This window comes from Bradyrhizobium lablabi (genome assembly GCF_001440475.1).
In the GTDB taxonomy this organism is placed as follows: domain Bacteria; phylum Pseudomonadota; class Alphaproteobacteria; order Rhizobiales; family Xanthobacteraceae; genus Bradyrhizobium; species Bradyrhizobium lablabi.
This window is the reverse complement of record NZ_LLYB01000062.1, coordinates 25,195-36,184: the sequence shown is the minus strand read 5'-3', so window position 1 is coordinate 36,184 and position 10,990 is coordinate 25,195. Positions and strand designations below refer to the sequence as shown.

Sequence of the window (10,990 nt, the reverse complement as noted above, 5' to 3'; positions counted from 1 at the left end):
CGAATGCGGGGTAACGGTCATCCATAGCCGATTGGAGCCGGGATTAGGCGGTNGATGTGTCCTTCCGGTCGGAGTACGCCTTCGGCTCCAATCCACTCTGCTGGCTAGCATTGCTACGAGCGAGAGCCCGCAAATGAAAGGCAATAGCGTTGAATAGCTCGATGTAAGCTTTAACTCCGCATGTCCAGTGATGCTGCCTCACAATCCCTACGCTAGTTCGTACCAATCGGCGCACTGCGGCAACTGTCCTGTAACGGAAAATTCCTCGGCTGCCCGTAACGCGTCGGCAAACGGCACCACCTCATCATTTGGAAAAAGTTCTTCCTGCGGGCCGAGCGAGACGAACCTCGTCCATCCCTTGGGATCTAGCCCGGGCACAGCACCCACTGAGCGATAGCCTGCATGTTCTGAACTTGAGAGGAAATAGAGCCAAGCTACCTCTCCACTAACCATAATAATAAGCGAGGGCCACTCGTTACTATCGAGAAAAAGGCGAAAATGGTTCACGCCAGAATCATACCGTTTCATTAGTGCATGATCGAGTTCAGCCTTGTTTGTCGCTTCACACTCGCCCTCAAGGTCGCAAACAAGCATGTGTATCAGAATCCTCACGAGCTCGCAGCAGTGGAGATTATTTGCTTACGCGAGTGATTGGTCGATTCCAGGCCAGCGTCGGATAATCACCGTCCCGGCCAGGAAGGCTTGCGCTTCTCGCCGAACGCCTTGAGGCCTTCCTTGGCGTCTTCCGTCATCGCCAGCAGCGCGATCTGGCTCTCGGTGTAGGCGATGCTCTCGTCGAACGACATCGAGGCAATTGCGCGCATGGCATATTTGCCGCGGCGGATCGCGGTCGGCGACTTGTCGACGATGCGGCTGACCAGCCATTCGACCTTGGCGTCGAGCTCTGCCGCCGGCACGACGTAGTTCAGGAGGCCGGCGGCCTGCGCTGCGTGTGCATCGAACGGCTCGCCGGTCAGCGACCACTCGCTGACCAGCCGCTTCGGCGCAATCGATTGCAACAGGCTCAGCACCTGCATCGGGAACACACCGACCTTCACCTCGGGCAGACCGAAGATCACATGATCGGCGGCGACGGCCATGTCGGTCATGCACAACAACCCCATGCCGCCGGCCATGCAGACGCCCCCTACCCGCGCGATGGCGGGCTTGGTGGCGTTCTGCGACAGCCGCAGCAGATCGGCGTAGTCGACATTCGGCCTGGAAAAATCCATCGCAAAGGCGGCGCCGCTGTTCTGCAGGTCGGCGCCGGCGCAAAACGCCTTGTCCCCCGCCCCCGTCAGCACGATGACGCGGACGTCCTTGTCGTCATGCGCCTCACGATAGCCGCGCACGATGCCGGCGACCACGTCGGCATTGATGGCGTTACGCTTGTCCGGCCGGTTGATGGTAATCCAAAGCGCCTGCCCGCGCTTCTCGCGTATCACGCTGCTTGAATCGGTCATTGTCCTGCTCGCTCGTTTGCCAAATGCTGGCTAGCATTTGCGGCACGATAACGGTGGACCGCAAGCGCGATCTAGCTCTTGCGCGCAGTAGCTGGCGCCATCTTTTTGATCCAGACCTTGTTGTCATGGAACGCCGCGCCACCGATGGGAGCAACAGCCTCAGCCCCCGTCAGCATGTTGATGCCATGGCCGCCGATATGGGCGCGGTTCGGGTGGATGGATTCGGCGATCAGCACGCCGCGGCGCACGCCGTCAAACAATCTGGCGGTCAGCGTGGTTTCGCCGCGCATGTTGCCGAGCGTCACGGCGTCGCCATCGGCGATCGAAAGGCTTGAGGCGTCTTCGGGGTGGATCATCACCGTCGGAGCCCCCTCGCGCGCTTGCGATCCCGGCGTCTCGTTGAAGGAGGTGTTGAGATAGCCGCGCGACGGCGAGGTGGCGAGACGGAACGGATGGGCCTCATCCGCCTCCTCGATGTTGGTCCAGTGGTCCGGCAGCGACGGCATCTTGTCCCAGGCTCCCAAGCCGGGATTACCGACGGGAGGATGCGCCCAGTCGGCCTTGAAGTGGAATTTCTTGTCGGCATGCGCGAAGCCGTCGAGGTAATGCGAGGTGCGAAAATCCGGCTGGATGTCGCGCCACAGATCCGCTTCCAGCGTTTCGATATCGCCGTGGCCGCTCTTCTTCAGCGTCGCGTCGATCAGTTCGCGCGGCGTCATCTCAAACCCGGGATGCACGGCGTTGAGGCGCCGGCCGAGGCCTTGCAGCACTTCGTGGTTGGAACGGCACTCGCCGGGCGGATCGATCAGCTTGGGGCCCACCGAAATATGCTGGTGGCCGCCACCGTAATAGAGATCGTCATGTTCCATGAACATGGTCGCCGGCAGCACGATATCGGCCATGGCAGCCGTCTCGGTCATGAACTGCTCATGCACCGCCATGAACAGGTCTTCGCGGGCAAATCCCTTTCGCACGAGTGCCTGTTCGGGCGCTACCGTCACCGGGTTGGTATTCTGGATCAGCATCGCCTTGACCGGCGGTCCGCCCTTCAAGGCTTCAGCGTCGCCGGTCAGGATACGCCCGATCTGGGACTGGTCGAGCCAGCGCGTGGTCGGATCGATCGCGTCATGCCCCTCGATAATGGATTCGTCGAACCTCCAGATCGAAGCATTGTTGAAGAATGCGCCGCCACCTTCATATTGCCAGGCTCCCGTCACCGCCGGAATGCACAGCGCCGCATGCATCTGCGCCGCACCGTTGCGGCTGCGGGTGAAGCCGTAACCGAGGCGGAAGAACGAACGCTTGGTCTGGCCGACCAGGCGCGCAAATGCCTCGATCTCCTCGACCGGAACGCCCGAGATCTTCGAGGCCCATTCCGGCGTACGGGTCTTAAGATGCGCCTCGAGTTCATCCGGGCAATCGGTGTAGCGATCCATATAGGCGCGATCCGCATAACCTTCGCGAAACAGCACGTGCATGACACCGCAGGCAAAGGCGCCGTCGGTGCCGGGCCGGAGCAGGATCTTGATGTCCGCCTGCTTCATGGTGTCGTTGTTGTAGATGTCGATCGCCGCGATCTTCGCGCCCCGCTCTTTCCGGGCGCGCGAGGCATGCGTCATCACGTTGACCTGGGTATTCACCGGATTGGTGCCCCAGATCACGACGAGATCGGAGACACCCATCTCGCGGGGGTCGACGCCCGCGATCTTGCCGGTGCCGATGGCAAACCCGATGCGCGCGACGGTCGCACAGATGGTGCCGTAGAAGCGCGAATACTTCTTCACATGCGACAGGCGATTGATGCCATCGCGCATCACGAGCCCCATGGTGCCGGCATAGTAATAGGGCCAGACAGACTGAGCACCGAACTCGCGCTCGGCCTGATCGAACCGCGCGGCGATTTCATCGAGCGCTTCATCCCAGGAAATCCGCGCGAACTGGCCGGAGCCCTTCGACCCGGTGCGGCGCATCGGATAGAGCACCCGGTCGGGATGGTGAATGCGCTCGGCGTAGCGCGCGACCTTGGCGCAGACGACGCCCGCCGTATAGGTCTGCACCTTGGAGCCGCGGACCCGGCCGATCGAGCGACCATCGATCACCTCGACGTCGAGCGCACAGGCTGACGGGCAATCATGCGGACAGGTGGAGTGTTGGATTTCGACCTTGGCATGCTGGTTCATGCGTTTCTAGGTAACATCAAACATCGCGGTCGCCGAGGGGCTTTATCCGCCAATGCACCAGCAAAAACGGCCTTTAGCCATGCATCAGGCGCCCAAATAGGCGCCGCCATTGGCGTGGATCGCCTGCCCGTTGATATAACGCGCCGCGGGGCCGCACAGGAACCGCACGGTTGCGGCGACGTCTTCCGGCCGGCCCCGGTTGCCGGTGATGGTCTGGTGCGTCAGATGATGCGCCGGCTCCGGCTTGTCCTTCGGCCGTGGCGTGCCGATCAGGCCGGGTACGACGCAGTTCACCGTGATGCCGTCATCGGCCAGATCGTGGGCCAGCGCCCGGGTGAAGCCGATAATGCCGGCCTTCGCCGTCACCACATGGGCGCGATTTTTCGCTCCCGTATGTGCGCTGAGGCCGCCGATATTGACGATGGTTCCTGCGCCGGACTTCCGCAGGGCCGGCAGGCAGGCTTTCACGCAATGGAATGTGCCGTCGAGGGTCACGTCGAGGATTTCACGCCACGCCGCATAGTCCATCTCGGCGAACGGCTTTTCGCGCCGCAGCGCGGCATTGTTGACGAGGATATCGATACGGCCGAATTGCTTCACGGCGGCATCCGCCATCGCCTGCACCGCGCCGGCATCGGCGACGTCGCCGATATGAACCAGCGCCTTGCCGCCCGCGGCCTCGATCTCGCGCGCGACGCCTTCCGCCTCGGCCCGATTGCTGCGCGCATTGACCACGACGGATGCACCGCCTTCCGCCAGCGTCAGGGCGATGGCGCGGCCAATATTGCGGCCTGCGCCGGTGACGACAGCGACCTTGCCGGAGAGTTCCTTGGTCATCTGCTACCCGCGCAATGAAGAGAGATCGATCCGGCCATTATACAGCCCTGCCATCAATTTCAACGCCGCATCGCCTTGTGCAGCGCTCCAGCCGCCATGCTCCGCGTTGAGCAAAAATTTGTCGACGACATCCTGCCGCGTCAACGGCTCCCGCCCGCCACCCCGCAGATGAGGCTGCCGGTCTTCGACCACGCTGCCGTCCGTGAGGATTGCGCGGATGTGGCCGGTATAATTGTTCGGATAGGGATTGTCCGGATCGATCACGAATTTCACCTTGGCAGCCAGCGCCAGCACGCGCGGATCGCCGATCGCATCTTCCGTGAACGCACCTAGCCCGACGCCGCCGTGCACGAAGCCGGTGGCCAGCAGATAGGGCACGGCGAATTTGGCGGCATAGCCGTTGGGCGGGCGCTGCTTGTCGGCGAGCGGCTCCCACAGCCGGTGCACCGTTCCCTCCGCCACCTCGCAGACGATCTCGGCGACATCCTCAGGTTCGATACCGCGCGCGGCGAAGCGACGCGCGCAATCGATATAGGGCTGCGCCATGGTCCCGCATGGATAGGGCTTGAACGCCAGCCTGTCCGTTACCCAGCGCGTGCCGAAATCACCGGTCAGCGCGGCGTAGTCGCCTTCCGTGGTGTGCGCGAAGCCATGGAACAGCCCGTGCACGCCTTCGAACACCGTGCGCGGACCGACGAACCCTCCCCGCGCCAGCAGCGCTGCGCGGATGCCGGATTGCGCCGCCCATCCGGCATGCAGCCGCTTGGTCCAGGCGCCCTCGGCGAGATATTCGATGATGCCGCCGGCCATGCTGCCGGCGATGCCGAGCGCATCGACGATCTGTCGGGCGTTGAGGCCAAGCGCCGCGCCGACGCCAGCGGCGGCCCCCATCGCGCCAAAGATCGCGGTCGGATGGAAGCCGGCCTTGTGGACCGCCTTCGGCACCACGAGGCTCAACCGGCACAGCACCTCGGTGCCGACCGCGATCCCGATCAGCGCCATGCGGCCGTCGGGATTATGCCGCTCGCAGGCGGCAAGCACCGCCGGCACGATCACCGCGCCGGCATGCACCGGACCGCCCTCGAACGTGTCGTCGAAATCCTCGCCATGCGCGGCGGTGCCATTGACGAAGGCGGCGCCTGCGGCATTCAGCGTGCGTTGGTGCCCGATCGCGGTGCAGACACCGTCATCGTCGCAACCTGCCAACGCGCTCTCGACGTAGTCCTGGTTGCGCGCGGTGACGCATAGTCCGACGACGTCGATCAGCAAATCCTCGCATTTGCGCATGGTCGCCGCCGGCAATGCGCCGGGCCTGAGCGCGACGATCTTGTCGGCCAGCGTTTCGGCAACAGAAATTCTGCGCAGTCCGGAGGCCATGCCGGTCAAACGCGGAAGATCTTGGTGTAGCGCGCCTTGATGGCCTCGCTTTCCTTCTCCACCGCCGCCGCGTCGTCCTTCATGGTCTTGATGTCCTTGAGCGGCGTACGCCCCGCCTTCTCGACGGTTTGCGAATGCACCGAGCGGAGGCCGCCGACATCGATGATGAGCTGCTGAGCCTCCCGGCTGAGGCTGAACGACTGGAACAGCCGCGCCGCGTTGGGATTGGGCGCATCCTTGAAGATGCCGTTCGGCCCGATGATCAGCGGCGATCCCTCCGTGGCGTATACGGGCTCGACCGGACGTCCCGCCTCCTTCATCTGGAAGATGTTGTACTCATTGCCGTCGGCCATCACCGCGCGCTCGCCTAGATCGAGCTTCTTCGGTGGATCGGCCGATGACTGCACCTGCATGATGTTCTGCTTTGCGAGCTTCTCGAAGAAGCTCCAGCCGAGATCGCGCTGCATCTGGTAGGTCGCGGTCATGATCGTGCCGCTATAGCCGGGGTGCGCCTTGACGATCTTGCCCTTCCATTTCGGATCGAGCAGGTCGGCAAAACTCTTTGGCGCCTCCTCCGCTTTCACCATGTTGGTGTTGTAGGCGATGATGCTGAGCCAGACGCGGAAGCTCGCAAACTGGCCGTCGGCATCCTTGTGCTCGGCCGGATAGAATTTTGCGACGTCTTCCGGCACGTAAGGCGCCAGGACGCCGTCGCGCTTCCAGACGATGAAATGCGCGGCATCGGACGAATTCACCACGTCGACGGCATGGATGTTGCTGGCATATTCCTGGCCGATGCGCTGGAACACGCGCTCGGCGCCAGTGCGCTCGACGCGCACTGCAATGCCCGGATATTTCGCCTCGAACGCCTTGGCCAGTTTCTCCGCGACCGGCAGATCGGTCGAGGTGTAGTAGATGACCTTACCTTCCTTCTTCGCCGCTTCGACCAGCGCCGGCGTCACCGATTCCGGTGGCGGCGCGGCGGCCATCACGCGCGTGGAAAATGCTGCGCCTGCGAGAACGACGCCGGCGCCGGCCAGCATTTGGCGGCGGGAAATTCCTGGGTGTTGCATGTTTTCGTTCCCCGCGCTGTTGGCGAAGTTAGGTACACCTGAACCCCATGCATTATTCCTATGGATCGGCGGCTGTCCATCGCCGACGGCGCATTGCTGTCGCGGCTACTGCCTAAGTATTACTGCGCCGGGCAGGCCGCGCCGGTCTTCACCCAGGCTTCCACCAGCGCGCCGGCCTGCTTTTGCGTGCCGGGCACGGGGCTGCGGTTTCCACCGGGAGCCCAGGCCCAGCCGACCAGCGTGTCTTCGCCGATATGATGGATAAGTTCCTCGAGCTTGCGCCCGCCATTGTGTGCGGGGTCCTTGAGCTGGGTGCAGATTTCGGCAACGGTCTTGCCTTCCCACGCCATTTCGCGCGGCGCCAGGTGCCATTCCGGATGGCCCGGCATGCGGCCGGGTTCGAAGTTCGCGTGCTTGTGGCAACTCGAGCAGCGCATCGCCGGAAGGCCATGCCCATCCGCACCGCGCGTCACCGGCGGCTGATGCAGCCGTCCCTCGTCGCCTTGTCGCGGCCTGTCGGTTGCGGGATGGCAATTGGTGCAGCGCGGATGCATGAGCACCTTGCCCAGCTCGGTAAACATGGCCACCGATCGCGCATTGGTATCGGCGATCGAAGCAAAGCTTTCCGGGCTTGCCAGCGTGGGCGACGCGGTCTGGGAAACGGCGTAGCCGGCAAACATGCTCGTCGCGACCGCGGCGACGGCGACCGCGAGCTGAAACCGCAGTTCCGATCTCATGCCGCATTCCCCTCGCGCGCGCTCATTGGTTGGCCACGATATAGCGCTTGGAATCCGCGAGGATCACATCGCGCACGGCTTCGTGGTATTTGATGTAGCCGGTGCAGCGGCAGATGTGACCATCGAGCGCTTCAGCGATGGTGCTTTCAAGATCGGCGCGCTTGACAGGCGCCTTGGCCAGACGCTCCAGCAGGACCTGCCCCTCGTTGAGGAAGCCCGCGGTGCAATAGCCGCACTGGAAGGCGAAGTGCGCGATGAAAGCCTTTTGCAGCGCCGAGAGTTCGCCATCCCTGGCATGACCCTCGATCGTGCGAATGGTCTTGCCGTCAAAGCTCACTGCAGACGCGACACAGGTCGGGCTGGTGTAGCTGGTGCCGTCGGGGTCATCGACGATCACGGCGCAGCTCAGGCACTGCGCGGCGCCGCAGCCGAACTTGGTGCCGGTCATGCCGAGATACTCGCGCAGGAAATCGTTCATCGAAAGTTCGTCGCGAACATCCACCGGCCCAAGCGCGCGGCCGTTGATCGTGAGGCTCAATTTGGTCACGCCAAAACTCCCTTGAGCAGGCTTGCGGTCACCGGCAGCGATTGGAAACGGCGGCCGGTCGCGTCGAAAATCGCATTCAGGATGGCGGGTACCACCGGAACCATGACAACTTCCGCCATGCCTTTCGGCGGCTCGTCCGGCGTCAACGGCGGCAGCATCTCGATTTCGAGATCGTGCAACGGCAGGTCCGATCCGCGCGCGACGAGGTATTGCCCGAGATTCCACTGGCCGTTGCCGGGACCGCCTTCGAAAGGCGGCAGCGTCTCGAGCAAGGCATAGCCGACGCCCATGGCGAAACCGCCTTGCGCCTGCCCCATCACCACCTCGGGCACCAGCGCCTGACCGCACTCGAACACGCTGTAGGCCTTGGCGATCCGGAGCGCGCCGGAGCCACGATCGATCTCGATGCGGACCAGCGTGCCGCACATCGAAGTATAGGAGGTGCCGATCCGGTTATTGTCCGTCGGCGGAAATTTGACGTTGAGGCGGTTGATGCGTTCGAACCTGCCCCCGCCCCGGCGCACGGCCAGTGCGTCGATCTCGGCGCGATACTGTTCGCCAAAGAGCGGAAAGCGGGCGCGCGACCAGTCCCAGCGGGAGAAGCTGTGCGCCACCGCCCCGGTCACGAGATTGCGCGCATGCGCTGTTGCGGCAAGCGCGGGCAGCGGCAGCGGCGCAAGTCCTGACAGCACGAGTTGCCCGTCCTTCCACTGAGCCTTGGACCAATCCTTGGCCCGGCGGTCATTCGGTGCGATGCCCCATAGCTGCAACGCTGCCGGCCACAGACCGAAGCGGAAGATGACGCGCGCCGCCTCGGCGGCCGCATGGGTGCCGACATGCGCACCGATCGAGGCACTGGTCGCCGAGCTGATCGCAGGCACCCAGCGAGGATTTCTCTCTGCCGCGTCCTGCGTCTTCTGGTCCATCGTGTAAGGATCGCCCGATGTGACCAGTCCGAGGGCGTCGTAGGTGTCGACCCGCGCCACCGAGACTTCGTCGGCAACGGCGCCGAGATGGAGGGCGACGCGGTTCGCAAGCGCGGTGCCGATGCCGTTGCCCATCTCGGTATGATCGCAATAGATCGTGACCTTGCCGTCGGGCGACAGTTCGATACGCCCCAGCGAACAATCGGCGCCGGTGCCATAATCCTTGGTGACACACGCAACGCCGGTGCCGACAAGGACGCCCTGCGGCGCGGCGGATTTGTGCCGCGCGCGCTGCTGCCAGATCGGATGCTTCTCGAGCTTATCGAGAATTTCCGGGGTGCGGACCGAAACGCCGTAGGGATTGCCGGTCATGGTCCGGCCCTTTGGCCCGAGCGCGTTGCGCCGCCGGAATTCGATCGGGTCGAGCGGCAAGGCGGTCGCGACTTCGTCGACCAGCACTTCCAGCGCGGTCATCGTCTGCAGCGTGCCGTAGCCGCGCATCGATCCCGCGGTCACCCCGCGCGAATGCAGCGCCACCGTGGTGACGTCGACTTTCGGAATATCATAGATGCCGATCGCCGCGGTCGCGCCGACGGTCGCTACATTGGGCGAGAAATTCGCCAACCCCCCGCCGTCGAGAACATGGTCCGCGGCGAAAGCCCGGATCTTGCCGGTCGCGCGGTCGACTCCGATCTTCGACCGCATCTTGAAGGGGTGGCGCTTGATGCCGCCCTGAAACTGCTGATAGCGGTCATGCGCCAGCCGGACCGGATGACCGGGGAAGAACATCGCCGCCAGCGCCACATACAGCACGAACGGCGTGTGATCGCGGCCACCGAAGCCCCCGCCCATATAGGTGAACTGGGCGTTGATGCGCGCCGGCTTGAAGGGCGCGCGGGCTTCGCCGAGCAGATGCGCGATCGAGTCCGCCGCCTCGTAAGGCGACTGCACGCCCAGCACCAGTTCGAGGCCGCCGCTCCTGCCGTCGTACCAGGCGAGCCCGGATTCCGGTTCGAGAAACATCGGATCGACCGACTGCGTCTCGAATTCGCGGTCGAGCACCAGCAGGTTCGGATTCTTGGCCGCAAGTTCGCCGCGGATCCGTTCGCCATGGACGGCAGCCTTGGCATAGGCCGCCTCGGTATCCTTGGCGGCGGGCGACCAGATCGGCAGCGGCGAACTCTGCGAGCGTCCCGGGCTGACCCAGCCGGCCAGGATGGGCGAATAGACGTCGGGCGTATCAGGTGTTGCACCGGCCACGCGGGTGAAGCGATAGGCGCCATAGGCGGGCATTGCGACCGGACCGGTCTCCTCGCCGAACTTCACGAACGTTCCGTCGCGCAGGGCAAGCCGCGCCTGATCAAAGGCGTCGAACGTCTCGAAGATCAGAAGACCGACCGGCTGCCCGAGATAGATCGGCGTCTTGCCGAGCGGGCAGAACAGATCACCGGCGTAGAATTCGGGAACGCGTGCGCCGATCCGGGCGAGATCGGCCGCGGTAACCACCACGGAGGGCTTCAGCGCGCCGGTGAGCCGCCCGAGGTCCATTCCAAGGTAGACGTGCGTCGCATCCGGCGCGCGGATCAGCATCGCATGCGACGTTTTGGCCGGCCAGCCCGGAAGATCGCTCGCCCGGAAATCGGATGCATAGAGCTTGGCGCCGGTGACCTTGGCGACGCCATCGACCCGGCCCGCGCCATTGGCGGCCGGATTCCAGTTCGAACGTCCCGGCAGCGACGCCCGTGGCGGCAGGCCGGCGGCTTCCGCCGAAGCAAGAGGCGACAGGCTGAGCGCGATGCCGCTCGCCGACACCCAGTTCAGAAAGTCGCGCCGCGAAGGCCGCATGCTCT

9 protein-coding genes are annotated in these 10,990 nt (G+C 64.1%); all 9 read right to left on the bottom strand.

All coding sequences use genetic code 11. The annotated features are described in order from the left end of the window. Positions 1-207: 207 nt before the first annotated feature. Complete coding sequence (locus CQ14_RS42220) at positions 208-594, bottom strand: Imm1 family immunity protein (protein ID WP_082649872.1); 387 nt, start codon at positions 592-594, stop codon at positions 208-210. Between the two features lie 86 nt (positions 595-680). Continuing rightward, positions 681-1,463: an enoyl-CoA hydratase/isomerase family protein gene (locus CQ14_RS14645; protein WP_057858588.1), complete on the bottom strand. Its 783-nt coding sequence runs from the start codon at positions 1,461-1,463 to the stop codon at positions 681-683. Positions 1,464-1,534: 71 nt separating this feature from the next. Continuing rightward, positions 1,535-3,643: a molybdopterin oxidoreductase family protein gene (locus tag CQ14_RS14640; RefSeq protein ID WP_057858587.1), complete on the bottom strand. Its 2,109-nt coding sequence runs from the start codon at positions 3,641-3,643 to the stop codon at positions 1,535-1,537. 84 nt (positions 3,644-3,727) lie between these two features. Beyond that, on the bottom strand, positions 3,728-4,480 hold the full coding sequence (locus tag CQ14_RS14635; RefSeq protein WP_057858586.1) for a 3-oxoacyl-ACP reductase family protein: 753 nt from the start codon (positions 4,478-4,480) through the stop codon (positions 3,728-3,730). 3 nt (positions 4,481-4,483) lie between these two features. Next, positions 4,484-5,857, bottom strand: coding sequence for an MmgE/PrpD family protein (locus CQ14_RS14630; protein ID WP_057858585.1), 1,374 nt, complete (start codon positions 5,855-5,857; stop codon positions 4,484-4,486). A 5-nt stretch (positions 5,858-5,862) separates the two neighbouring features. Beyond that, positions 5,863-6,930: an extracellular solute-binding protein gene (locus CQ14_RS14625; protein WP_057858584.1), complete on the bottom strand. Its 1,068-nt coding sequence runs from the start codon at positions 6,928-6,930 to the stop codon at positions 5,863-5,865. A 119-nt stretch (positions 6,931-7,049) separates the two neighbouring features. After that, on the bottom strand, positions 7,050-7,667 hold the full coding sequence (locus CQ14_RS14620) for a hypothetical protein (RefSeq protein ID WP_057858583.1): 618 nt from the start codon (positions 7,665-7,667) through the stop codon (positions 7,050-7,052). A 22-nt stretch (positions 7,668-7,689) separates the two neighbouring features. Beyond that, the gene (locus CQ14_RS14615; RefSeq protein ID WP_057858582.1) at positions 7,690-8,214 is read right to left on the bottom strand and encodes a (2Fe-2S)-binding protein; all 525 of its coding nucleotides are present in this window, start codon (positions 8,212-8,214) and stop codon (positions 7,690-7,692) included. Then, the gene (locus CQ14_RS14610; RefSeq protein WP_057858581.1) at positions 8,211-10,985 is read right to left on the bottom strand and encodes a xanthine dehydrogenase family protein molybdopterin-binding subunit; all 2,775 of its coding nucleotides are present in this window, start codon (positions 10,983-10,985) and stop codon (positions 8,211-8,213) included. The genes CQ14_RS14615 and CQ14_RS14610 overlap by 4 nt, the downstream gene beginning before the upstream one ends. Positions 10,986-10,990 lie beyond the last annotated feature (5 nt).